The sequence below is a fragment of the Enterobacter cloacae complex sp. FDA-CDC-AR_0132 genome (assembly GCF_003010695.1).
GTDB lineage: Bacteria > Pseudomonadota > Gammaproteobacteria > Enterobacterales > Enterobacteriaceae > Enterobacter > Enterobacter ludwigii.
Genome location: NZ_CP027618.1, coordinates 1,721,918 through 1,747,664 on the forward strand (window position 1 = coordinate 1,721,918; position 25,747 = coordinate 1,747,664).

The window sequence follows — 25,747 nt, forward strand, 5'->3', positions numbered from 1 at the left end:
TCGACTATGGATACTCGTCACTCACCTGTTCGTTTCTCGCAGCGTCTGATTAGCTGGATTGTATGCGGCTTAATGGTCTGGCAGCCGATGGCACCTGCCGTCGCGGCGGCACTGACGCCGTCCGGGCAGACCACGGTCGATCAGGCAGGGAACGGGGTTCCGGTCGTTAACATAGCCACGCCAAACGGGGCGGGTATTTCGCATAACCAGTTCGGTGATTACAACGTCGGTAAAGAGGGGCTTATCCTCAATAACGGCACCGACCGTTTAACCCAGACCCAACTGGGCGGGCTTATCCAGAACAACCCCAACCTGCAGGCCGGGCGGGAAGCGAAAGGCATCATTAACGAAGTCACGGGCGCCAACCGCTCCCAGTTGCAGGGCTATACCGAAGTCGCCGGAAAAGCGGCAAATGTCATGGTGGCTAACCCGTACGGTATCACCTGTAACGGATGCGGATTTATCAATACTCCTAACGTTACGCTGACGACCGGCAAGCCACAGTTTGACGCCAACGGCAACCTGCTGGCGCTGCAGGTGACGAAAGGCGCCATTACGGTTGAAGGCCAGGGGCTGGATGCCAGCAAGAGCGATGCGTTGTCGATCATTGCGCGTGCGACGGAAGTGAACGCCGCGATTCACGCGAACGACCTGACGGTCACGGCAGGGGCGAACCGCGTGGGCGCAGATGGCAGCGTTAAACCGATTACCGGTGAGGGGGCCGCACCCGTGGTGGCCGTAGATACCGGCGCGCTCGGCGGGATGTATGCCAACCGTATCCGCCTGGTCTCCAGCGAGACGGGCGTAGGGGTGAACCTCGGTAACCTCACTGCGCGTCAGGGAGATATTCAGCTTGATGCGGGTGGGAAACTGACGGTCACCAACAGCCTGGCCAGTGGATCGATTGCCGCGAATGGTGCAGGGGTGACCCTCAACGGCAGCCATCAGGCCGGTGGCGCGCTGAATGTGGCTAGCTCGCAGGATGTAGAACTCAATAACAGCACGCTCGCCAGCAACGGCGATATGCACCTTTCTGGTCAGGGGAACGTGCAGATAACGGGTGGCGGGACGAACACTGCGGGCACGCTGGCGATCAGCAGCGGGCAGGGGATGACCCTCAATAATACCTCGCTGATCTCTCGCGGCGCGGCGACTATGAACAGTAAAAACACGCTCACCGTCAACGGTGGCGGCGTGTCGGCACAGGGTGGGACGTTGACCGTTACCGCTCAACAGGGGATCGCCCTTGCGGATGCGACGCTGACCGGCCAGGCGGATACCACGCTGTCTACCGACGGTAGCCTGACGCAGCGCGGCGGCAGCGTCACCAGCAAAGGGGCGCTCAGCGTGGCGGCCGGGAAGGACATTGCGCTGACCAATACCCGCAGTGGCAGCGATATCCGCGTGACTATGAACAGCGGCGGCATGCTGTCATCCACGGCCAGTGCGGTCTCGGCAGGAGAGAGTCTGGCGCTCAGCGGCGAGCAGCTGGTGTTGGACGGTCAGAGCCGGACCGATGCCTCTGGCGATATCCGTCTGACGGGCGGCACCGTCAGTAATCAGGGGCAGGTGAATGCCGGGCGCGACATGGTGCTCTCTGGCGACAAAGTCACAAATAGCGGCCAACTGGCGGCGAAAAGCCATCTTGACGTTAATGCCGGAGACCTGACGAACGGCGGTACGGTGCAGGGTAACGACGTCAGCCTGAAGGGGCAGACGGTGACCAATAACGGCACCCTGCAGAGCGCCGGAAAACTGGTGTTAAACACCGGTACTCTGGAGCAGCGGGGCACGCTGAGTGCGAAAGGCGATGCGAGCGTAACGGCGCAACAGACCCTGCGTAACAGCGGCAGCCTAATGGCTGACGGCGCGATGAACGTGACGGCAGATACGCTTGAACAAAACGGTATCCTGTCCGGCGCGACGGCGCTGACAGCGCAGGCTGGTACCCTGACCAGCGGTCAGACGTCCCGTACGACCAGCCAGGGTAACGTCCAGCTTACCGCGACCCGGAGCGCCAGCCTGAACGGACAGACGGACGCGGCGGGGGATGTAACCGTCAGCTCCCGCGACCTTACCACCGGCCAGGATGCCCACCTGCAGAGCGGGCAGGCGCTGTCTCTGCAGGCGCAGAATGCGGCGCTGAACGGTACCCAGGCGGCAAAAGGGGCTCTGTCGGTGACGACAGGCACGCTGGCGCATGCAGGAAAATCCACCGGCAACACGCTGAGTTTTAACGCGACCAGTGACCTGACCAGCGGCGGTGAACTCACCGCCAGCGCCATCAGCCTCAGCGGCCAGAACATTCTCCATTCTGGCGTCGCAAAAGCGGACCACATTACCCTGACGGCTCCTGAACGTATCACCAGCCGCGGTTCGCTGGTGGCCGATACCCTGTTGCTGGACGCTGCCTCGGTGGAAAACGGCGGGCTGCTGCAGGTAAACGCCCTGCTCGGCCTGAAGACCGGATCGCTCGCGAACCTGACCGGCGGGTCGATCTACAGCGCGCAGGATTCAACGCTGAACATCCCCACGCTGAATAACCGCGGGCTTATCACCACCGACGGCACGCTGCGCCTCAAAGGCGACACGCTGACAAACCAGGGTGAAATCAACGGTGTCAGCCTGAACAGCGACTCTCGCAGCCTGACTAACACCGGACGCCTGCTGGCGGACGACCATATCACCCTGAACGGTACCGAGCTGGTCAACGCGGGCAGTATTGCTGCGAGCGACCTGCACATCACGGCAAACAGTCTGCAAAACCAGGGAACTGTCCAGGCGGATAATGCCCTGACGCTTGGCGTGGCGGATATCACTAACCGGGGCGCGCTGCGCAGCAGCGGAACGCTGACGCTTAACGGCGAAACGCTTTCCAACAGCGGCGAGCTCAGCGCCACCGCGCTGCTGCTGGACCTGACCCGCCATGCCAGCAATGATGCCGACGGGCGGATGATTGCCCGTGACGGCCTGACACTCACCGCCGCCAGCCTGACGAACAGCGGGCTGATGGCCGGCACCGACGCGCAGTTTAACAGCGCGGCGATCGCTAACGGCGGCACGCTGCAGGGAACCCATTCTCTGACGGCGACCGGGGCACAGCTCAGCAACCAGCAGACAGGCATGCTGCTTTCCGGTGGCGCGCTCGACCTGCACCACACTACCCTGAACAACGCCGGGCTTTTGCAGGGTAAAACCCTGAACCTGGCCACCGGCGAGTGGATCAACACCGGTAATGCGCTGGGGGAAACGGGCGTGACCGCGGCGGTGAGCGGCGCGCTGACCAACAGCGGCAAGGTGCTTAGCCAGCAGATGCTGGACGTTCAGACCGACCGCACCGATAACCGGGGCCAGTTGCTGGCGAAAGTGCTGACCCTGCGGGGCGATCTGCAGAACAGCGGTCTGCTTCAGGGGAGCAGTACGCTGAAGTGGTCCGGGAATACCTTCGCGAACCAGCCTGAGGGGCAGGTGACGGGCGGCGAGACCCTGACGCTGAGCGGAAAAAACCTCAGCAATGCGGGCAACCTTCAGGGGCGCAGCGTGACGCTTGGCGCAGAGAGCCTGGGTAACCAGGGTACCATTCAGACGCTGGACGCTCTGATGCTTGCCGCGACCGGCAGGCTGGACAACAGCGGGGCCCTGCTCAGTCAGAACCTCTTTACGCTGACGGCGGCGCAGCTGTTTAACGACGGCCAACTGGCCGGGAGAGCGCTGACGGTAAATGCCGCGCAGCTCAGCAACTCCGGTATTATGCAGGGCAATGACACGCTGGCGCTGGCCACCCGCGCGCTGAGTAACGGCGCCAACGGACAGCTGGTGAGCAACAGCAACCTGGATTTGGATCTCGATACGCTGGATAACGCCGGTCTGCTGCTGGTGAATGGCGTGTTCACTCTCCGGGGACGCGACCTGACGAACCAGGGCGATATTCAGGCACAGAGCCTGGATCTTAGCCTGAGTCATGCCCTGACGAACGCGGGAAATACGGTTGCCATCGGAAATGCCACGCTTAATGCGTCGACCCTGAGCAACAGCGGCACGATGGCGGGCAAAACGCTGACCGCAAGCGGAACGGAGCTGCGCAATAGCGGCCTGATGCAGGGCAACAACGCCGTGAATGCCACCGCCGATCGTTTTATCAACGAGCTGAACGGCAAATGGCTCTCCGGCGGTGGCTTCACGCTGAAGAACGGACAACTCACGAACGTCGGTACGCTGCAGGGCGCGACGCTCGGCATGACGGGCAACAGCCTTACCAACAGCGGCACGATAAACGGGCAGACCGGACTCAGCGGCACGCTCAGCGAGGTGCTGAACAATACCGGGTTACTGCAGAGCGGTGGTGCAACCACCTTCACCGCTGACACCCTGGCAAACCCCGGGCGTATTATGGGCGGCACGTTGTCCCTTAATGCCCGCGATCTCAACAACAGCGGGCTGATGCAGGGAACGAACGTCCTGGCGCTCACCGGCACCACGCTGACCACGGGCGTGACCTCGCGAACCCTCTCCGGCGGCATGATGACGCTGGACGCAGGCCAACTGACCACCCAGGGCACGCTGCAGGGGAATGGCGCAGACATCAGCGCCACCAACTGGACGCACGGCGGGTCACTGCTCAGCCAGGGCACATTCACGGCTAACACTGACGGCACGCTGACCTCAACTGGCTCGCTGATGAGCCATGGTATGGCGGATATCACTGCGCAGACGCTGGATAACCGCGGGCAGCTTCTCAGCGAAAGCGATGTAAAGCTCGGCGGTAGCACCCTCAAAAACAGCGGCACCGTGCAGGGGAAAACCCTCACGCTGCGTGAGGACAGCATTAACAACCAGGGCACATTAACCGGCCTGCAGAGCCTCACCTTACAGGGCCAGCAGCGGCTGATGGCGCGCATGGCGATGGCCGCGCCGCAGCAGGAACTCATTAACGGTGCAGGCGGTAAACTGCTTACTCAGGGCACCCTGACGATAACGTCCGGTACGGTGACCAACGCCGGAAGCTGGCAGGCACAAAACATCCTGCTTAACGCGCAGTCGCTCACCAACAGCGGCGCGGTGCAAAGCGCCGATGCGTTGCAGATGACGCTGACCGATACGCTCACCGGCACCGCAGGCAGTAAGATCACCGCTCTGGGCAGCGCGACGCTGCAGGCCGCCACGCTGGCGAACCAGGGGCAATGGGTGGCGAAAAACCTGACGCTGAAAAGCGGCACGCTCAGCAACAACGGCGCCATCAGTGGGGTCAATGGCCTGACCCTTAGCCAGACTGGCGCGGTCAGCCAGCAGTCAACCGGCACTATGCTCTCCGGCGGGGCGCTGAACATCACTGCGGCCTCCGTCTCCAGCGACGGTAAAATTCAGGGGGGCACGCTTGGTATCAACACCGGCGAGCTCGCCAATAACGGGCGCCTGCAGGGTGATAACGGCACGACCCTGACGCTTAGCGGGACGTTGACCAATAACGCCAGTGGCGAAATCGTCAGCCGCGATGGTCTGACGGTGACGACACCTGTGTTGTTTAACTACGGTCTGATTCAGGGCGGTGGCGAGACGCGCGTGACTGCATCCTCGCAGGCACGTAACGACGGTAAGCTTCTTTCCGGCGCACGCCTGACGCTCGGCACGCCGCAGTTTGGCGGCGCAGGCTGGCTGCAGGCCACCGATCTTATCCTTAATGCGGCTAACGCCACTAACAACGGTACGTGGGTCGCGGATCGTGCCACGCTGACCGGTAGCACCTTTACCAGCCAGGGCACTACCCAGGCGGGGCAGCTTACGGTCAACTACAACCAGCTGACCAACAGCGGGACGTTGCTTGGCAATACTCAACTTACTGTCAACGCTGACCAGGTGACCCAACGTACTGGCGGTAAGCTCCTGAGTGGCGGAAACCTGTGGCTCCAGAGTAAGGGGTTGGACGCCGTCGGCCAGTTGGTTTCTTTAGGCGATCTTACACTGCAACTCACCAACGCCTTTACCAGCAAAACAGCTGTGGCTGCGGGAAAAACGTTGACCATTAACAGCGCTGGCGACATCGACAACCGTAATGTGTTACAGGGGCAGGCGGTCAATCTGAATGCGGGCGGTCAGCTCAGCAATAACGGACAAATTACCACCGGTAGCGGTGCCAGCACGCTCTCCGGTAGCGCCGTAGCGCTGAATGCGGCGGGGTCGGTACAGGGCGGAGGCGATATTACCGTTGCAAGCCGCAGCAACATTACCGTGGACGGCTTTACCGGCACTCGCGGCTCGCTGACGCTGAGCGCGCCGGGTTCTATCGTCAATACAGCGCTATTGTATGCAGCGAATAATCTGGCGCTGTATGCCGACAGCATCATCAACCAGCGCGGCGATATCATGGCAGGCGATAACCTGTGGATGCAGCGAGATGCGGCAGGGAATGCGAACAGCCAGGTGGTGAATACCTCCGGAAATATTGAGACACAGAATGGCGATATTGCCCTTAAAACGGCTAACTTGCGCAATGAACGAGCCGGGTTGACATCAACTACAACTACCACTAATTCTTCGTCAACGTATGATTGGGTAGGGCAGGCAACTGTTGATATACCGGCTTCGATTCTGGGACTCGATACACTTATTCAGGATAAATACAGCACTTATACCCATGATGGCTCCGGCACATGCGGTGGTGTTCCCTGTTTCATGTATGAGGATACGCATTATTATTACAAACCAATTGCCGGTTATGAAACACGCAAATTTGCATTGAATCAGACTGCTCAGGTCGTAAATGCCGAAGGTGGAAGTGCTCGCATTGCTTCCGGGCGTAATCTGACTATAGCTGCCGAAAATTTAAATAATCAGGCCAGTACAATTCTGGCTAATAACGATATTACTCTTGCGGGAAATACGCTTAATAACCAGAGTTACCAGAGCGGGACTTATACTGAATATGCGGTTTATAAGTACGTAAGCGGCCCTGTTGGCAGTGGTTCTCCGGGATCCTATGCCCCAACTCATCGCAATACATACCACGACAATAACGTAACGTATGTACTGGATGGACATGTCACTGAAAGTGAAAATGGTGAAATATACCGCGCTGTCATCCAGGCGGGTGGCAACGTCACCGCGAATTTCACCAGTAACATCAGCAATACTAATACCACCGCCAATGCGGGTGGCGTCAGCAACGTTATCTCAACGCCATCGCTGAACACACTCAGCAACCAAGTCATTGATAGCGGAGTACAAAAACAGAGCCTGTCGAATACCGGCACCGTGGCGGTGAACTCACCGCAGTGGAACGATCAGTTGCAGGATGCCCTCCAGCAACTTAACGGAGGCGATGCGCTGGAGACTAACGGCGCAACAAGTACTTCGTTAAGCAACATTTCTACCAGCCAGAAAGGCAATGCTGATCTGGGTAAACTGGGCGATCTGGCGAATGCGGGTGCCACTACCGCCGATTTCAAAACCGCTCAGGGCGGTGCCGTCGGGCATTATCAGGGTCAGCGCGTCGATACCAGCGCTTACCCGCTGCCATCGGGCAACAACGGCTACTTTGTCTTCTCCGACAACCCGAAAAGCCCGTACCTGATCAGCATCAACCCGAAACTGAATGGTCTCGGACAGCTTGATCCCGCCCTGTTTGCCGACCTGAACGCCATGCTCGGAGTTAAACCGTCGTCCACGGCACCGCAGGAGACCCGGCTGGCATTTACCGACGAGAAGCAGTTCCTCGGCTCGTCTTACATGCTTGGCCGCCTCAACCTGAACCCGGATTACGATTACCGCTTCCTCGGCGATGCGGCGTTCGATACCCGCTATGTTTCCAACGTAGTGCTCAACCAGACCGGTAACCGCTACCTGAACGGTATCGGCTCCGATCTGGATCAGATGCGCTATCTGATGGATAACGCCGCGGCGGCGCAACAGTCGCTGGGCCTGCAGTTTGGCGTCTCGCTGACAGCGGATCAGATTGCTGCGCTCGACCACAGCTTACTGTGGTGGGAGAAGGCCACCGTCAACGGCGAAACGGTGATGGTGCCGAAGCTTTACCTGTCGCCGAAGGACGTCAGCGTCAATAACGGCAGCGTGATTGCGGGCAACAACGTCACCCTGAAGGGGGGCAGCATCACCAACAGCGGCAGCTCGCTGCTGGCGAAAAACAGCCTGACGCTCGACAGTCAGAACAGTATCAGCAACCTCAACAATGGCCTGATGAAAGCAGGCGGCGACCTGAACCTGAGCGCCATCGGCGATATCAATAACATCAGCTCCACCATCAGCGGTAAAACGGTCGCGCTGGAGAGCCTGGACGGCAGCATCAACAACCTGACTCAGGTTGAGCAGATTGATATCAACGCCAAAGGGAAGTACAGCAACATCAGTCTGAAAGACACGCTTCTGGGCAACACGGCGTCTATTACCGCGCAGGACGGCCTGTCGCTTGAGGCGGGAAAAAACATCACGGTCACCGGGGCGAACCTGGCCTCCGGCGGTGATATGCTGCTGAACGCGTGGGGCGATATTGCCGTCAACGCGAATCAGATCAACGACGCGTACAGCTCCAGTCAGGTAAAAACCAGCCGTTCATCCATCACGTATCAGGGAAGTAACGTCACTGCGGGCGGCAACCTGCTGGTGAATGCCGGGCACAACCTTGACGTGACCGCCAGCGACCTGAAGGCGGGCGGCAGCGCGGGGCTGAGTGCGGGCAACGATCTCAATCTGAACGCGGAGCAAACCAGCGAAAGCAGCCGGAAAGGGAAAAGTGAGTTCCACAGCACCGGGCTCGACCGCACCACGATTTCCGCAGGTGATAACCTGGTGCTGAAGGCCGGGCAGGATATCAACGCTCAGGCCGCCGCGCTGGCGGCGGAGAAAAGCGTCGGGCTGCAGGCGGGTCGCGACGTGAATCTGGCTGCGGAAGAGACCACGCAGGGCGACAGCGATAAGTCAGGCAAGAAAACCGTTATCAACGAGTCGGTACGCCAGCAGGGAACCGAGATTGCCAGCGGGGCGAATACCCAAATCCTCGCCGGGCGCGATATCACCACCGAATCCGCGCAGGTGACGGCGAAGGGCGATATCGGCGTGGCGGCAGGTCGCGACGTCAATCTCAATACCGCAACCGAAAGCGATTATCACTACAAAGAGCAGACCAAAACCAAGAGCGGTTTCCTCAGCAAGAAAACGACCCACACCATTGAGGAGAACAGCGCGACGCGTGAATCCGGCTCACTGCTGAGCGGCGATAACGTGCAGGTGGTGGCGGGCAATAACCTGCTGGTGAAAGGCTCCGCCGTAGCGGGTGATGGTGACGTGCAGCTTAAGGCGGGCAACAACGTCGATATCGTGGCTGCCACGAACAGCGACACCTCATGGCGCTTCAAAGAAGAGAAAAAATCCGGCCTGATGGGCTCGGGCGGGATTGGTTTCACCATCGGCAGCAGCAAAAGCACGCACGATCTCCGTGAGAAGGGCACAACCCAGAGCCAGAGTTTCAGTACTGTCGGCTCGACGGGGGGGAATGTGGCGATTTCTGCCGGAAACCAGGCCCACATTGGCGGTGCAGACCTCATCGCCGGGAAGGATTTAAGCCTCAGCGGCGACAGCGTCATCATCGAGCCAGGTCACGACAAGCGCACCCGTGATGAAACCTTTGAGCAGAAGAAAAGCGGACTCACCGTGGCGCTCTCCGGCACTGTCGGTAGCGCTATTAACAATGCGGTGAGCGCGGCGCAGGAGACCAAAGAGCAAAGTGACGGACGTCTGAAAGCCCTTCAGGCCACCAAAACGGTGTTGTCCGGCGTGCAGGCCGGGCAGGCAACGGATATGGCGGCAACCACCGGAGACCCGAACGCAATGGGTGTGAGCCTCTCGCTGACGACCCAGAAGTCGAAGTCACAGCAGCATGCTGAGAGTGATACGGTGGCAGGCAGTACGCTGAACGCAGGCAACAATCTCTCCATCACGGCGAGCGGCAAAAACAAAGGCGCGAACAGCGGCGATATCGTGATTGCGGGCAGCCAACTGAAAGCCGGGGGCGACACCACGCTGGATGCGCAGAACGATATTCTGCTGTCCGGCGCGGCGAATACCCAAAAAACCAGCGGCAAGAACAGCAGCAGCGGTGGCGGTATCGGCGTGAGCATCGGTGCCGGAGGCAACGGTGCGGGTATCAGCGTGTTTGCCAACGTCAACGCCGCACACGGCAAGGATAAAGGCAACGGTACCGACTGGACCGAAACCACCCTCGACAGCGGTAAAAACGTCACCCTTAAAAGCGGGCACGACACCGTACTCGACGGTGCCCAGGTGAACGGCAATAAAATCGTGGCAGATGTTGGGCACGATTTGCTGATGGGCAGCCAGCAAAACAACAACGACTATGACAGCAAGCAGAGCAGTGTCGCAGCAGGGGGCAGCTTCACCTTTGGTACTATGTCCGGTTCAGGCTATATCAACGCCAGCCAGGACAAGATGAAGAGCCGCTTTGATTCCGTGGCAGAACAAACCGGGCTGTACGCCGGGGACGGCGGTTTCGATATCACCGTGGATCATCACACCCAGCTTGATGGTGCGGTTATCGCCTCCACCGCCACGCCGGACAAAAACAGCCTCGACACAGGGACGCTGGGCTTCAGCGATATCCACAACGAAGCCGACTTTAAAACCTCGCACTCCGGCATCAGCCTGAGCGGCGGCGGCAGCTTCGGGGATAAATTCCAGGGCAACATGCCGGGCGGCATGATCTCCGCTGCGGGGAATAAAGGCCATAAGGAAGGTACCACCCAGGCGGCGGTGGCTGACGGCACCATTACCGTTCGCGATCGAGATAATCAGACGCAGGATGTGGCAAACCTGAGCCGTGATACCGAACATGCCAACGACAGCATCAGCCCGATCTTCGACAAGGAGAAAGAGCAGAACCGCTTGAGCACAGTCGGGATGATCAGCGATATTGGCAGCCAGGTGGCGGATATTGCCAAAACGCAGGGTGACCTGAATGCGTTGAAGGCGGCTCAGAAAGTGTCCGTTGAGACACTGCCGGCAAACGCGACAGAGGAACAACGTCAGGACTATCTTGCGGGTCTGCGTAACACACAGACTTACAAAGAAAAAATGGCGGAGTACGGAACCGGCAGCGACATGCAGCGTGGCATCCAGGCGGCCACGGCAGCTCTCCAGGGACTGGCGGGCGGTAATATTGCAGGTGCGCTGGCGGGGGCTTCAGCCCCGGAACTGGCGAACATCATCGGACACCATGCAGGCATTAATGACGACGCGGCGGCAAAAGCGATTGCCCATGCCATCCTCGGCGGCGTAACCGCCGCCCTACAGGGCAACAGCGTCGCAGCGGGCGCTGTGGGGGCGGCATCCGGCGAACTGATTGCGACAGCGATTGCCAGACAGCTCTATCCGGACACAGACCCGTCGACGCTGACGGAAGAGCAAAAGCAGACCGTGAGTACGCTGGCATCTGTTTCAGCGGGCATAGCTGGCGGGCTTGCCGGGGGAAATACGGCTGGTGCGGCGGCCGGGGCCAGTGCAGGGAAGAATAGTGTTGAGAATAACTCGCTCAGCAAGGATAAGATCTTTGACATAAACCCGATGCTGAAAGTCGGGATTGAAGGGGCTGATGGCGATCCACTGAAAGGCGGTGGTGGGATAGCTAAAGGCGGTAAATCCAAAGATACTCAAATTTGGACAGACACTAAGAAGAATGAACCAGTTTCCAATGCTTATTCACATTGGGATAAACATAAATCTGAGTTCCCAGAGTATCAAAACTCAAAACAATATGTAGATGCAGCACATAATTTTGTTACAAATCCGCCAATAGGCACACTTGCCACAACACGTAAAAACGGTGATACGATTTACTACAATCCATCGTCAAACACATTTGCAGTCAAAAATGCTGATGGTGTACCTAAAACAATGTTCAGGCCAGATCCCGCAGATCATGGTTATCCAACAAATTTGGACTATTTCAATGCACAAAAATAATGAACTATATATTTGCCGGGTATGTGGTGCTGAGCAATTAGATGCCCCTTGGGGCGATGATGGAGAATCACCAACATACGATATATGTGATTGTTGTGGGGTCGAGTTCGGTTACGAAGATTCAACGTTGCAAGGGGTTAAGAAATATCGGGCAAAATGGCTAGATGGTGGTGCTAAGTGGCACCATAAAAAATCTGAGCCTGAAAACTGGTCTGCTGAAGAACAGTTATCTCATATCCCAGTAAAATATCTATAGTTTTAGATCCCGAAGTTGTAGTCGGGATCATTTTATAAGACGTAACAATGCACTAGGTGTTCTTAGCCGGACGGTAGCGTGTTCTGGCGAAAAAGTCGCGTCGGGGCAAAAAGTTGGCGGGAAGGAAGTACAACAGGGAAAATAGATTTTAACTAACTGAAAGTACATGGGAAAGCCGGGTTCATAGCGGCAACCTGCGTCGGAAAGAGTTGTTGTTGAGAATAACTTTTTGAGTAAGGGAAGTCCTCAACTCTACACTGAACGTTTCAATAACTGCAACGGTGAATCCTCTTGTGAGCAGGGGGTTCGTAAGGATATGGCTAAGGAGTCACCGGAAAATATTCTTAAGCTGAAGACATGTTGGGATGCAGGAGACACCGCTTGTGTGGTGCAGATGCGCACCTTGATTGAACTGGATGAAAAAGCTTTTACCGCGCTACGTGTCCAGGACAATCTGGCGGGTCGAGCCTATGAAGATTCGGCAAAGTGGTACGCTGATATTATCGACAACTGTAACGGCAAGTGCGGGTGGCTGTCAGCGTATCTTCAAAAAACAACTGCAGATGGAATGGCGGCTGCAATATATGGATCGCTGGCAGATGGTGTAAGTATTTCACCTAAGCCAGGGCAAACGGTGAAACCTGTTACTGATACCGTTGGGAAAGGAACTATATCTGAGAGAGGCTCCGTCGCAAATGCTAACTTTGCCCAATCAAAAATTAGAGCTAATGAAACATTTAGTCCCGAAGGGGCAGATATATATAGCAAAATGGCAAGTTAACCCATCCCTCTGTGTCTAATTGTAATTCAATTGCTTCAGGTTTGTGGCGCAATATATAACTCAAAAATTTACTTATTTCGATATGTTGATTTTTATTCATGAACTACACCTCTATATTTTATCCAGTACCTGGATGTCTCAATAATAACCTCTGGAATTTAAAAATAAAACCAATGGTTTCAATATGTAATACGCTGATGATAGTAAAAATTTCAATACATATTATATCTGAACAGTAGATTAGAGCGGCTTTGTTGAATGAATTATGTTTCGTGCAAGTATCCCCGTAGCCGATCGTATTTGCAGATGATATGTACGCTTTCTGGCATACTCGCCTTCATCGTTTTGTTCAATGTAAGCACCATTACCAAAGCCTTGGCTACCTGATCTGTACCCCTAAAGTTGGTCATCGAACAGAGTAAGGTGCAGTCACCCCAGCCTCTCCACCCGCGTCTCTCCCTCCGCCATCGACAGCTCATACAATGAAAACGACCGCTGCTTCTCAATCAACTTCGCCAGCTCCGGCGAGTGGCTGGTGAGCCAGATCTGCGAGTAGCGGCTGGCCTCGGCGATTAAGCTCGCCAGCGCGGGCAGCATCTGCGGGTGCAGGCTGTTTTCCGGTTCGTTCAACGCGATAAAGGCCGGTGGGCGTGGGCTTAACAGCGCTACCGCCAGGCACAGGAAGCGCAGCGTCCCGTCGGAAAACTCTGCGGGTTCCAGCGGCCTGCTCAGCCCCTCGCGCTGCATCATCATGCGAAAACGTCCGCCGGTGTTGTCGCTGTAAAACTCGCAGCCGGGGAAGGCCTGGTCGAGAATGCGCATCAGCAACATTTCATCGCCAATCTCGACAATGGTTTGAAATGCGGCCGCCAGGTTGGCGCCGTCGCTGGCCAGTACCGGGGAGCGGAAACCGACCTGCGGGGCACGCATCGCCGAGCCGGATGAGACGGAAAATTCATGGTAAAAGCGCCAGTTACGCAGGGACTCGCGCATCTGCGACACTTCCGGGTAGAGATGCGGTTCGCCGAGCTGCCCGAACACCGATTCGTTTTCATACAGCGTGCCGCTGTGAGTCACTTTTTCGTGGTGCACGTTGTTGAGAAATACCGCCTGATTCCTGCGCTTCATCAGCTGTGATGAAGGGCGACGGCGCTGACCGGTAAGCCAGATGGACTCTTCTTTAATGACCGGATCGAGCTGAAACTGGGAGGGATAGGGCAGTTGCTCGACAAAGCCCACCTGCAGCTCGTACTCGTAAGTGTCCGTTTCCACCGCGAGGCTCATCCGCCGGAGCTGGTCGCTACGGGTCTTACCTGCCCAGAACACCTTCAGAATACCGCCTTCATTTGCCAGCGCCTGGGAGAACTGCCCCTGCGCCGCGCTGTGCATCAGGTGTATCGCCTTGTAGATATTCGATTTCCCGGTACCGTTGGGGCCGAAGACGATATTGAGCGCTTCCAGCTCCAGCGACATGTCGCGAATCGAGCGGTAGTTTTGGATGTGCAGGCTTTTGATCACAGGCAGGCTCCTTTTTTGCACTGTAGGCCTGTATATAATTACAGTCTTTAAGGTTAAATGCAAAAAAAGAGACGACAGTGAGGGTGTCGTCTAAACGGGGTACTGCTTTGGGCCTCTGAGGGTCAATGGGGCCTTCGCATTTTTATGATCACTTGACTGCCAGACGCAGACCCAAATCATCAGGATAGGGATCAAAGTAGTTTTGCGTCATCAGATACCGGTCAGGGTATTCGGCCAGGTAGTGCTTCAGCAGCGTGATCGGCGCGAGGATGGGCAACTGCCCGTTACGGTAGTGCAGGATCACGTCGCGAAGTTCGCCGCGCTGGCGGCTGTTTAGCTGGTTACGGAAATACCCCTGAATATGCATCAGCACGTTGGTGTGGTTCTTCCGCGAGGCGGGTTTTTTCAGGATGGTCATCAGCTTTTCGCGGTACGCCACAAAGAAGGCGTCCAGATCTTCCCACTCGTGCAGCGTGGCAACGAACGGGCCGATTTCACGATAACCCGCCTGATGGTGCGCCAGCAGCTGAAGTTTGTAGCGGCTGTGGAAGTCCAATAGCGCACGGCGCGTCAGACCCTGGGCGCGCAGTGTGTTCAGTTCATGAAGCGCGAAAACACGCTCAACAAAGTTTTCCCGCAACACCGGATCGTGCAGGCGGCCATCTTCTTCCACGGGTAACCACGGCAGGGTTTCAAGGAGGGTGGCAGTGAACAGCCCGACACCCTCCTTGCGGCCCCGGTTGCCGTTTTCATCATACAGCCGCACGCGTTCCATGCCGCAGCTGGGGGATTTCGCACAGACGATAAAGCCCGCCAGATCGCCGATTTTAGGCAGATAATCTGCCGTAAAGTCAGCCATCTTTTGCGTAACGTCTTCGTGCGGGGCGTGGCTAAAACGCATCTGGGTTTCACCGCTGTCCGTCACGATAAGACGCAGTGCAGGGCGTGGCGTCGGCAAGCCGATGGCCATCTCAGGGCAGACGGGCCTGAAATTCACCCACTGGGCCAGTTCGTCCATGACAAAGCCCATACGCTTATGTCCGCCGTCGAAGCGAACGGCGGAACCGGTCAAACATCCGCTAATACCGATTACAGGTTTCATTGTCATGGTGTGTGTCTCCAGTTCGTATATCTAAAACTTACACAACATGAGTAATTTGTCCAAGTATTGGCGGAGTTATTTTTTATTATCCTTTAAAATCAATGCGGCTTAACTGCCCTTATAGGTCGAGTAGCCGTACTGGCTCAGCAGAAGCGGGATGTGAAGTTTCTCGTTGGTTCGGGTCACGGTAAATAGCACTGGGATCTCCGGGAAGAAGGTGTCCAGCTTTTTGCCGTGGAAGTAATCAGCGGTTTTAAAGGTCACTTTATACACGCCTGGCTGCATGTCCTGATCCTGCGGATAGAGTGATTTGATACGTCCGTCGTGGTCGGTTTTGCCGCTGGCAATCTGGGTCCATGTGTTCTGCTGCTTCTCCAGCGTGACGGTAACGTCAGATGGCGGCATCCCGGTTTGCTGGTCGAGAATATGTACGCTCAGGGTGCCGGCAGGGGCGCTAAACGCGGCAGGGGTAAAGGCCATGGCGGCCAGCATCAGCAGAGGGGTTGTTTTTTTCATTGTGTTTTCCTGTGGGGTTGTCAGTCACAGGAAAACGTTAGCATTTGCGGGACGGAAAAATATTCAACTTTTCGTGAAGTTTACCGCAGGAGAAAATAATCAGAGGATAATCACTTCAAGGGATACCTGCTGCTGCCACTGCGCCACCTGCTTTTTCCGGGCGGCGGTCAGTTTACCGCTGGTCACCAGAAGCCATTTGCGCTCGGGGAAAATCTCAGGCGCCAATGACGTGGAGGGAGTAGGCAAAATATCGATACGGTGTCCTTGTCCGGTACGCGTCAGGGCCTCGAGCCAGATTTCACACGGGTCATTCAGGTACCAGCCACTAAGCAGGATGTTATCACCCGGCGCTTTTTTGTCGCCCTCAAGGCAGAACGAGGCGTAGGCGATGATAATGCCGTCGAGGATCTCGCGCAGGGTCATGGCGGCAGGGATGTTGGCTGACATCTGGCTGCGCAACGGACGCAGCACATTTGCAACCAGCTCTGGCCTGGGGTATTCGCGGCCGGCGTCGTAAATCATCTGGCGCAGGGATTCAATTTTCCCGTCCTGCAGGCGTTGCAGCATGGTCTCAAGCAACGTTTGCCAGTTGTTGGTCCGGCGCGGGACGGGGCGTTCCAGTAGCGGTTTGACCTGGCCGATGGGCACGCCTTTTTTCACCCAGTCGAGGATTTTCAGTGCCTGCTGGACGTCCTCATCACTGTACTGGCGATGGCCGCCCTCCGTGCGCTGTGGCTTGAGTAAACCATAGCGACGCTGCCATGCCCGCAGCGTCGTGGCGGTGATCCCGCTGAGTCTGGCGAATTCGCCGATGGAGTAAGCCATGTCCGTGTCCAGAGTGGAGGAATACTCTCAATATACTACGAATTTTCCCTCACGGGATGAAGCGCCGTAACGGTGCACTACACTTTACTTCCAACCGTGCAAATGAAAGGAATTCTCATGAAACTATGGCCTGTTGTGACGGGTGTCGCCATTGCCCTGACTCTGGTGGCCTGCAAATCCCCTACGCCACCGAAAGGCGTAAAGCCCATTTCAAATTTTGAAGCCAGCCGCTATCTCGGCAAGTGGTATGAAGTCGCCCGCCTGGAAAACCGCTTCGAACGCGGGCTGGAGAAGGTGACCGCCACCTACGGCGAGCGCAGCGACGGTGGCATCAGCGTGCTTAACCGGGGTTTCGACCCGGTCAAAAACAAGTGGAATGAGAGTGAAGGCAAAGCGTACTTTACTGGCGAACCGACGACGGCAGCGCTGAAGGTGTCGTTCTTCGGTCCCTTCTACGGCGGCTATAACGTGATCAAGCTGGACGATAAGTACCAGTATGCGCTGGTGAGCGGCCCGAACCGCGACTATCTGTGGATCCTGTCTCGTACGCCGACGATTCCGGATGCCGTGAAACAGGACTACCTGAATACCGCACGCAGTCTGGGCTTCAAGGTTGATCAGCTGGTGTGGGTTAAGCAGTGAAGATCGTGCTTTCTTCGTAGGGTTTTACTGGCTCGCCTGGATAGACTTCCGTTAAAAGCTCAACGGGAGACGACGACATGAACTGGCAGCCTTTTCGCGGCGACGCACCGGAAAATATGACCATTTTCAGTGCGTCATTTCCGGATATTAGCGACCAGTGGCCGATGAAGGACGACACTGCCTGTGAGATCAATTCGATTAACCGGGCGCTGAAAGCCGACCCGGCGCTTCGTCCTCCGCTGATTGAATACGAAGAGGGGGGACAGGCCGTGCTTGTCCCACAGAACCGTTATTCCGGGCAAGCCTACCGCAATCGTCCGGCGCTCACCGCGTGGCGTACCCGGCTGGTTCCCTCTGCGCTGGCGCTTTTTGTGGTGCAAAACCCGCTGGAGGAGCGCCTGCCAGACGGAACCCGAATGGACAGCGACAGCCGCCAGTGGTTTATCCATGCGAACGATGCCATTGGTGTGCGCTCCCGTGCAAAAGTACTGGCTGCGATGGTGGATAAATACATCCGCAACGGGAACGATAACAATTGGGTGAGCCTGGCGAGCGGGGCTGCAATTCCCGTGCTGGAGGCGCTGCGCGAGGCGAAGCTCGACGGCCAGCAGGTGTATCTGACGCTGGTGGATAAAGACCCTGTGGCGCTCAGTTGGGCCGAAACCATGGCGGCGCAGGAAGGCATTATCGTGGGTGAACAGCTGACCCTGCTCAGGCGCAACTTGCTCCATACGCTGGTGCGTAACGAAGATTTACTGCATGAGCTGGGCGAGCATCAGGCCGAACTGGTGGATGCGCTGGGGATTTTCGACTATTTCAACGATGCCGATGCGGTGATTTTTCTCCAGCGTGCGCTGCGGCTGATAAAGCCCGGCGGGGCGGTGATTGTCTCGAATATGCTGGCCAGTAGCCCACAAATCGATTTTATTTTGCGCTGTATCGGCTGGGAGGATATTTACCCGCGGACGCTCCGGCAGCTGCAGGATATTCATATCGCGGCAGGCGTGCCGGTGGAAAACGTCACTGTGGTCGTCCCGAAAGACGGGGTGTATGCGGTGATGGAGATTAAGGTGGGGGATGACAAACCGCACGGTCAGTTCCCTCTCCCTGAGGGAGAGGGCTAGGGTGAGGGGGGACAGGGCGCTAGAATATTTACCGTTCCTCAGTTGTTCGGTTTACCCAAACAACTACCACGAAGGATTAGCTGGTTTCTTTATTCTCAATGTCTGTTGGGGATTCTTGCTTTTCATGCTCTATCTGCTGACCAGTCTCCTGAACCAACTTCCGGGCCATTTCCTTGATACGCTCTCGACTTTCACAGGTTCGAGAGTTTATTACTTCATTTAAGGTCTTCATTTTATTGTCTCTATGCTTCTGGATACTTGATTTAATCGCTGCGCTCTATAATGATCCCCCCCATGAAAATCGAAACCGCACACCCCTCACACTTCGAACGCCTCGTCACAGTCTGGGAGTCTTCCGTTCGTGCCACCCATCACTTTTTACAGGAAAGCGATATTGCGACCCTGCGCCCGTTATTGCTCAATGCCTATCTGCCCAATCTCAAGGTTATGATTGCCCGTGATGAAGCGGGTGTTATTCATGGCTTTTTAGGCGTGGATGAAAACCGCATTGAAATGCTGTTTGTGGATGATGCGAGCCGGGGAAAAGGCGTAGGGAAATTGCTGCTGAACTATGCCATTGCGCATTTTGGTGCGAATGAAGTGGATGTAAACGAGCAAAACCCGCAGAGCGTTGCGTTTTATCAGCATATGGGGTTTGTGCAGGTGGGGCGCTCAGAACGGGACGGACAGGGGAATGCGTTTCCGTTGTTGCATATGCGGTTGGGTGAGTGAATGCTAACTTAACGCAGATATCCTACTCGTTAGATATGAAATGCAACGCGTTTTGCCGTTCAGGAATTATACCTCACGATTACAGTTTGGCTATTATGATATCCGTAATATAATCGAACAAATCAATATCAACGTAATTAATTAGTTGAAACACATGGGTAAAGTTTAATGCCTGAATATTTCTGGGTGAGAAAACTAAAAAGGATGACTTAAGAATTACTGAAAAGCAGAAGAGTCACATAAAAAATTTTAGTGAATAGATTTAATTATTATTTGGGTTTAATGGTGGAACAAATATGAGAATAATCTATTAAAAGAATTTTGGCGGAAGATCACAGGAGTCGAACCTGCCCGGGAACGCTGGCGTCCCCAACTGGATTTGAAGTCCAGCCACCTCACCGGAGATGACGATCTTCCGCGCCTGCATTGCTACATGGAGGCGGGGCGCATTATAGCTACTTTCAGGCATTTACCACATACCCCGGCACACTTTTTTCACCTCTCTTTTGACCTTAACACCCCTGTTTCAGTTAATTCCTAAGAAAATCCTCAGGTTAGCATTTCGTGCTCGCCAATATTTACCGCGATCACAAAAAACAAGAAACGTAACCAGCTAACAAGAAAACGCAATACCCGCTCCTGAAACAATGGTTTAAAAATCTGTAACCGGTCTCAGCGCCCCCTACAGCGTGAAGGATAAAAAAATGAGCGACGTATTGTCAGTAAAAGAGAAGATTGGCTACGGCATGGGTGACGCCGCCAGCCACATCATTTTCGATAACGTTATGTTGTACATGATGTTTTTCTATACCGATATCTTCGGCATTCCTGCCGGGTTTGTCGGCACGATGTTCCTGCTGGCACGTGCGCTGGATGCGATTTCGGACCCGTGCATGGGCCTGATCGCCGACCGTACCCGCAGCCGCTGGGGTAAATTCCGGCCGTGGATACTGTTCGGTGCTATCCCGTTCGGCATTGTCTGCGTGCTGGCCTACACCACGCCGGACCTCAGCCTCAACGGCAAAATGATCTATGCCGCCATTACCTACACGCTGCTGACGCTGCTCTATACCGTGGTTAACATCCCTTATTGCGCCCTGGGCGGTGTGATCACCAACGACCCGACGCAGCGTATCTCCCTGCAGTCCTGGCGCTTTGTGCTGGCGACCGCGGGCGGCATGCTCTCGACGGTACTGATGATGCCGCTGGTTAACCTGATTGGTGGCGATGACAAAGCGTTCGGTTTCCAGGGCGGGATCGCCGTGCTGTCGGTGGTCGCGTTCCTGATGCTGGCGTTCTGCTTCTTCACCACCAAAGAGCGCATCCAGGTGCCGCCGAGCACCACCTCCATGCGTGAAGACCTGCGAGATATCTGGCACAACGACCAGTGGCGTATTGTTGGTGTGCTGACCATTCTCAATATCCTCGCCGTCTGCGTGCGTGGTGGCGCGATGATGTACTACTGCACCTGGATCATGGGCTCACCGGAAATCTTTGTCGCGTTCCTCACCACCTACTGTGTCGGGAACCTGATTGGCTCTGCGCTGGCGAAACCGCTCACCGACTGGAAATGCAAGGTCAGCATCTTCTGGTGGACCAACGCCGCCCTGGCGGTGGTCAGCGTGGCGATGTTCTTCGTTCCCATGCATGCCACGGTGGTGATGTTCACCTTCATCTTTGTGATTGGGGTGTTGCATCAGCTGGTGACGCCGATCCAGTGGGTCATGATGTCCGATACCGTCGACTACGGCGAATGGACCAACGGCAAGCGTCTTACCGGCATCAGCTTCGCGGGCACGCTGTTTGTGTTGAAACTCGGCCTGGCGCTGGGTGGGGCGATGATCGGCTGGATGCTGGCAGGGGGGGGTTATGACGCCGCAGCTAAAACCCAGAACAGCGCGACCATCAGCATCATTATCGGCCTGTTCACCCTGGCCCCGGCGGTTTGCTATGTACTGAGCGCCATCATCGCCAAACGCTACTACACCCTGAAAACGCCTTTCCTGACCAAAATCATGAGCGAGCTGGCACACGGCGCGCGCCGCAATCAGCAGGAGTTTGACAACCTGCCGGTCAGTAAAGAATTACAGAACTAAGAGGACGAAAGCATGAAAATCAGTGATGGAAACTGGCTTATTCAACCGGGTCTGAACGTGACGTATCCGGTACAGGTGTTCGACGTGGAGCAGCAGGGCAATGACCTGGTGGTGTACGTGGCGCCGCGCGACGTGCGTGAGCGCACCTGGCAGCTCGATACCCTGATGTTCACCGTCCGTCTTTTCTCCCCGCAGGAAGGGATTGTTGGCGTGCGTATCGAGCACTTCCAGGGCGCGCTGAACAACGGTCCGCACTATCCTCTGAATGTCATCAAAGAGATGAACGTTGAGATTGAAAACAATGCCGAATTTGCTGAGCTGAAAAGCGGTCACCTCAGCGTACGCGTCACCAAAGGCGAGTGCTGGGCGCTGGATTTTCTGCGCAACGGCCAGCGTATTACCGGCAGTCAGCTGAAAAACAACGGTTACGTGCAGGATATCCGTACCGATCGTAATTATGTTTTTGAGCGTCTGGATCTGGGCGTAGGTGAAACGGTCTACGGTCTGGGCGAGCGCTTTACCGCCCTGGTGCGCAACGGCCAGACGGTCGAAACGTGGAACCGCGACGGCGGCACCAGTACCGAGCAGTCATACAAAAATATCCCGTTCTATCTGACCAACCGCGGCTACGGGTTGCTGGTGAACCACCCGGAAAACGTGTCGTTCGAAGTGGGTTCGGAGAAAGTCTCCAAAGTGCAGTTCAGCGTCGAAGGGGAGTATCTGGAGTACTTCGTGATCGACGGTCCGACGCCAAAAGAGGTCCTGAACCGTTATACGCGCTTCACCGGGCGTCCGGCACTCCCCCCGGCATGGTCCTTCGGCCTGTGGCTCACGACTTCGTTTACCACTAACTACGATGAAACCACGGTGAACAGCTTTATCGACGGCATGGCCGAGCGCGATCTGCCGCTGCATGTCTTCCACTTCGACTGCTTCTGGATGAAGGCCTTCCAGTGGTGTGATTTTGAGTGGGACCCGGTGACCTTCCCGGATCCGGAAGGGATGATCCGCCGCCTGAAGGAGAAAGGGCTGAAGGTTTGCGTGTGGATTAACCCGTACATCGGCCAGAAGTCGCCGGTATTTCGCGAACTGAAAGAGAAGGGCTACCTGCTCAAGCGCCCGGACGGTTCCCTGTGGCAGTGGGACAAATGGCAGCCCGGCCTGGCGATTTATGACTTCACTAACCCGGACGCGTGTCGGTGGTATGCCGACAAGCTGAAAGGCCTGGTGGATATTGGCGTCGACTGCTTTAAGACCGACTTTGGCGAGCGCATCCCGACGGACGTCCAGTGGTTTGACGGTTCAGATCCGCAGAAGATGCACAACCACTACGCATACCTTTATAACGAACTGGTGTGGAACGTACTGAAAGAAACGGTGGGCGCGGATGAGGCGGTGCTGTTTGCCCGCTCGGCGTCGGTAGGTGCGCAACAATTCCCGGTGCACTGGGGTGGCGACTGTTACGCCAACTACGAATCGATGGCGGAAAGCCTGCGCGGCGGGCTGTCGATTGGTCTGTCCGGTTTTGGCTTCTGGAGCCATGACATCGGTGGGTTTGAGAACACCGCGCCGGCACACGTCTACAAACGCTGGTGCGCGTTTGGGCTGTTATCCAGCCACAGCCGCCTGCATGGCAGCAAATCTTACCGCGTACCGTGGGCGTACGATGATGAGTCCTGTGATGTGGTGCGTCACTTCACTCAGCTGAAATGTCAGATGATGCCGTATCTCTATCGCCAGGCTGCCCTGGCTCGCGAGTATGGCACACCGATGCTGCGGGCGATGATGCTGGAGTTCCCGGACGATCCGGCATGCGATTACCTCGACCGTCAGTACATGCTGGGGGAGTCGGTGATGGTAGCCCCGGTGTTTTCTGAGGCCGGTGACGTGCAGTTTTATCTGCCGGAAGGGCGCTGGACCCATCTCTGGCATAACGATGAAATCGAGGGCAGCCGCTGGCATAAACAGCAGCATGATTTCCGCAGCCTGCCGGTCTATGTGCGCGATAACACCCTCCTGGCGTTGGGCAACAATCAACAGAAACCGGACTACGCCTGGAACGAAGGGACAGCTTTCCAGCTGTTTAACCTGGGCGATGGCGCGATGGCGGTGAGCGAAGTGCCCGCGGCGGACGGTTCTGTGGCATTTACGCTGAAAGCCACACGCAGCGGCGACACCGTGACCATTACCGGCACAGGTGACGCACGAAACTGGTCGGTCTGCTTGCGCAACGTGCAGAAACTGAGTGGCGTAAAAGGCGGCTCAGAGGCCGGAAGCGAGTGGGGCGTGGTGGTGAAAGCGGAGGGTAATGAGGTGGTAGTACACCTTTAATTTTCCTCACCCTGACCCTCTCCCCAACGGGGGGAGGGAAGGGTTTGCTTCTTCTTCCTTTCAGGGAGAGGGCAGGGGTGAGGATAGTGTCGACACCTCTCCCCCCGTCATCGTCTGTTGCACTTGCTGTTTATCCATATTTACCGCATTCAGTTTCCCGTTAACCGTCGGCTTCAGCGGTGCGTTGGCCTGCACGCTGCCGCTGGCGGTTAGCTGGATATTGCCATCACCGCCAATGGGCAGCGCCGGCCAGCCCCACGCCTGCAGCACGTTGAGCGGCACGCCGCGTCCGTTCAGGCTGATTGTGGTCTGCCGTGGCGGAAGCTGTGAAACCGTCGCCGTGGCTTCCAGAATGCCTTTTTCGGTGAAAGCACTCAGGTCGGTAATGTTTACCGTTGAGGCGTTAGCGTTCAGCGCCAGCGACGGACGACGCACGTCCACGCGGTTAAAGGTCGCCGCCGCGCCGTTCAGCGTTGCGCTGCCACCCCATACGCCCCACTGGCGATCTTTCGCCAGCTGCAGGTTCGCGCCATAGCCATCAAGAGAGGTGATTTGCCACGGGAAGGCCGGGTCGATATCGATAACCAGGTTGCGGCTCAGGCCGAATTTTTTCAGCGTCAGGCTGTTCAGCCATTCCGGTAACGGCTCCATCCACAGCGTTTTCCAGTTCTGCGGCAGGGTGTATTCCAGCCCGGCGATGGCGACATCGTCCAGCACCAGCGCGTTACCTTCGCGCAGCCAGTTAGCGGAAGCGCGTACCATGCCGCCCTCCCAGCGGGAGGTAAACTGGCGCAGCGCCACGCCTTGCGGGGAGAACTCCGCATTCATGATCGGGTCGAACAGATGCAGAGAGCCATAAATAAACTCGCTGGCGTTCATGGACAAACGCCCCTCCTGACTTTGCCAGTCGCCTTTGCTGAGTGTCAGGTTGCGCAGGCTTAAATCGAGATCGGTCACCGCCCAGTCCGGCCCCTGCAGGCGTGCGTCAGTCACTTCCAGACGGCCAATCTGCAGCGAGGGAATGGTGGTCAGAGGCGCGAAGAAATCCACCAGTGACTTATCGCTTTGCAGGCGGATCTCATTCAGACGCATGGTGTCGATAATCCAGCTGCCGTCAGCGTTGCGCAGGGCGGACCCGGTGAGCGAACCGCGCGCCATATCGGCACCAATGGTGTTCAGCACCACCTCTTTGCCGTTGAGTTGTCCCTGGATCAGCACGTTGGTGGCCGGCACGCCGTTCAGGGTAAGCGAGCCTGCGCTCACCTGGATCTGTGCGTTTTTACCCAGCACATTGCCTGCTTCTGGCTGCCACGGGCTGACGCCGCCCGTCACTTTCTGTGCGCTGAGATCCCATTCCGTATTGGGGCTGTTAAAGGCCATGTTGTTCAACTGCAAACGGTCCGCCTGGAACGGGAGCGGTGCCGTCTGAGGAGAAAGATTAAGCGTGCCATCGAACAGGGTAATGGTGTCCATGTGCAGCGGATCGGTGACCTGTCGGCTACTCAGACCAATATCGACTTTCCTGGCCACCAGCGTGGCGGGTTTACCGTCGCGGCCAAACGTGACGTTTTCCAGAATGATGTGGGAAGGTGACGAAAAGCGGTGATCCATCAGGTCGAAATTGAGTTCGTAATCGGTATTCACCGTTATCCAGTTGCTGACCTGAGATGCTCCCCAGCGGGTCTGGAGCAGAATATAGAGCGCCAGCACCACAATGAGCAGGGCCACCAGAAGATAGACGAGTACCTTTCCAATAAATTTCATGGTCTTCCATCCCGCGAAACGCACATAAGGGAGTTATGCACGATTTATGCGCAATGCTCAAGGCGGGAATGGTGT

13 protein-coding genes, 1 tRNA gene and 1 pseudogene are annotated in these 25,747 nt (G+C 56.5%); 8 read left to right on the plus strand and 7 right to left on the minus strand.

Annotated elements, in window-relative coordinates; genetic code table 11:
• Positions 1-6 precede the first annotated feature (6 nt).
• From AM379_RS08420 to AM379_RS24205, 3 genes are all read left to right on the plus strand, one after another.
• The gene (locus AM379_RS08420; protein WP_269467238.1) at positions 7-11,985 is read left to right on the plus strand and encodes a hemagglutinin repeat-containing protein; all 11,979 of its coding nucleotides are present in this window, start codon (positions 7-9) and stop codon (positions 11,983-11,985) included.
• Positions 11,972-12,241, plus strand: a complete 270-nt coding sequence (locus tag AM379_RS08425; RefSeq protein ID WP_106503599.1) for a hypothetical protein — start codon at positions 11,972-11,974, stop codon at positions 12,239-12,241. The genes AM379_RS08420 and AM379_RS08425 overlap by 14 nt, the downstream gene beginning before the upstream one ends.
• A 316-nt stretch (positions 12,242-12,557) precedes the next feature.
• Entirely contained in the window at positions 12,558-13,022 is a 465-nt protein-coding gene (locus AM379_RS24205; protein WP_181010279.1) for a hypothetical protein, read from the plus strand.
• On the opposite strand, the pseudogene AM379_RS08435 reads toward AM379_RS24205, so the two are convergent.
• The 5 genes and pseudogenes from AM379_RS08435 to AM379_RS08455 form a co-directional block, all read right to left on the minus strand.
• Positions 13,015-13,122 (minus strand): annotated as a pseudogene (locus tag AM379_RS08435) (RNA 2'-phosphotransferase); the annotation flags it as partial. The gene AM379_RS24205 and the pseudogene AM379_RS08435 overlap by 8 nt on opposite strands.
• 329 nt (positions 13,123-13,451) lie before the next feature.
• Positions 13,452-14,540, minus strand: coding sequence for an AAA family ATPase (locus AM379_RS08440; protein WP_059305837.1), 1,089 nt, complete (start codon positions 14,538-14,540; stop codon positions 13,452-13,454).
• A 148-nt stretch (positions 14,541-14,688) separates the two neighbouring features.
• Entirely contained in the window at positions 14,689-15,648 is a 960-nt protein-coding gene (locus tag AM379_RS08445; protein ID WP_020882705.1) for a YbgA family protein, read from the minus strand.
• A 102-nt stretch (positions 15,649-15,750) separates the two neighbouring features.
• Positions 15,751-16,158: a hydroxyisourate hydrolase gene (uraH, locus tag AM379_RS08450; RefSeq protein WP_106503601.1), complete on the minus strand. Its 408-nt coding sequence runs from the start codon at positions 16,156-16,158 to the stop codon at positions 15,751-15,753.
• A 99-nt stretch (positions 16,159-16,257) separates the two neighbouring features.
• Positions 16,258-16,983: a MerR family transcriptional regulator gene (locus AM379_RS08455; protein ID WP_014168030.1), complete on the minus strand. Its 726-nt coding sequence runs from the start codon at positions 16,981-16,983 to the stop codon at positions 16,258-16,260.
• A gap of 117 nt (positions 16,984-17,100) precedes the next feature.
• Between AM379_RS08455 and AM379_RS08460 the strand changes: the two genes are divergently transcribed.
• From AM379_RS08460 to AM379_RS08470, 3 genes are all read left to right on the plus strand, one after another.
• Entirely contained in the window at positions 17,101-17,625 is a 525-nt protein-coding gene (locus AM379_RS08460) for a lipocalin family protein (protein WP_106503602.1), read from the plus strand.
• A gap of 77 nt (positions 17,626-17,702) precedes the next feature.
• Positions 17,703-18,749 carry a class I SAM-dependent methyltransferase gene (locus tag AM379_RS08465; protein ID WP_106503603.1) on the plus strand — a complete coding sequence of 349 codons (1,047 nt, stop codon included), beginning with the start codon at positions 17,703-17,705 and terminating at the stop codon, positions 18,747-18,749.
• A 294-nt stretch (positions 18,750-19,043) separates the two neighbouring features.
• Positions 19,044-19,481 (plus strand): GNAT family N-acetyltransferase, encoded by a 438-nt coding sequence (locus AM379_RS08470; protein WP_106503604.1) that lies wholly within the window; start codon positions 19,044-19,046, stop codon positions 19,479-19,481.
• A gap of 322 nt (positions 19,482-19,803) precedes the next feature.
• Here the strand turns inward: AM379_RS08470 and AM379_RS08475 are convergent.
• A tRNA-Sec gene (locus AM379_RS08475) sits at positions 19,804-19,898 on the minus strand.
• A 287-nt stretch (positions 19,899-20,185) separates the two neighbouring features.
• Between AM379_RS08475 and AM379_RS08480 the strand changes: the two genes are divergently transcribed.
• Positions 20,186-21,577 (plus strand): glycoside-pentoside-hexuronide family transporter, encoded by a 1,392-nt coding sequence (locus tag AM379_RS08480; RefSeq protein ID WP_020882700.1) that lies wholly within the window; start codon positions 20,186-20,188, stop codon positions 21,575-21,577.
• Positions 21,578-21,589: 12 nt separating this feature from the next.
• Positions 21,590-23,908, plus strand: a complete 2,319-nt coding sequence (yicI, locus tag AM379_RS08485) for an alpha-xylosidase (protein ID WP_073397547.1) — start codon at positions 21,590-21,592, stop codon at positions 23,906-23,908.
• A gap of 60 nt (positions 23,909-23,968) precedes the next feature.
• On the opposite strand, the gene AM379_RS08490 is transcribed toward yicI, so the two are convergent.
• Positions 23,969-25,672: an AsmA family protein gene (locus AM379_RS08490; RefSeq protein ID WP_106503605.1), complete on the minus strand. Its 1,704-nt coding sequence runs from the start codon at positions 25,670-25,672 to the stop codon at positions 23,969-23,971.
• Positions 25,673-25,747 lie beyond the last annotated feature (75 nt).

Coding starts and splice junctions, on each gene's coding strand:
- AM379_RS08420 (WP_269467238.1), top strand. CDS start 7: ATGGATACTCGTCACTCACCTGTTCGTTTCTCGCAGCGTCTGATTAGC.
- AM379_RS08480 (WP_020882700.1), top strand. CDS start 20,186: ATGAGCGACGTATTGTCAGTAAAAGAGAAGATTGGCTACGGCATGGGT.
- AM379_RS08455 (WP_014168030.1), bottom strand. CDS start 16,983: ATGGCTTACTCCATCGGCGAATTCGCCAGACTCAGCGGGATCACCGCC.
- AM379_RS08465 (WP_106503603.1), top strand. CDS start 17,703: ATGAACTGGCAGCCTTTTCGCGGCGACGCACCGGAAAATATGACCATT.
- AM379_RS08460 (WP_106503602.1), top strand. CDS start 17,101: ATGAAACTATGGCCTGTTGTGACGGGTGTCGCCATTGCCCTGACTCTG.
- AM379_RS08425 (WP_106503599.1), top strand. CDS start 11,972: ATGCACAAAAATAATGAACTATATATTTGCCGGGTATGTGGTGCTGAG.
- AM379_RS08490 (WP_106503605.1), bottom strand. CDS start 25,672: ATGAAATTTATTGGAAAGGTACTCGTCTATCTTCTGGTGGCCCTGCTC.
- AM379_RS08470 (WP_106503604.1), top strand. CDS start 19,044: ATGAAAATCGAAACCGCACACCCCTCACACTTCGAACGCCTCGTCACA.
- AM379_RS24205 (WP_181010279.1), top strand. CDS start 12,558: ATGGCTAAGGAGTCACCGGAAAATATTCTTAAGCTGAAGACATGTTGG.
- yicI (WP_073397547.1), top strand. CDS start 21,590: ATGAAAATCAGTGATGGAAACTGGCTTATTCAACCGGGTCTGAACGTG.
- AM379_RS08445 (WP_020882705.1), bottom strand. CDS start 15,648: ATGACAATGAAACCTGTAATCGGTATTAGCGGATGTTTGACCGGTTCC.
- uraH (WP_106503601.1), bottom strand. CDS start 16,158: ATGAAAAAAACAACCCCTCTGCTGATGCTGGCCGCCATGGCCTTTACC.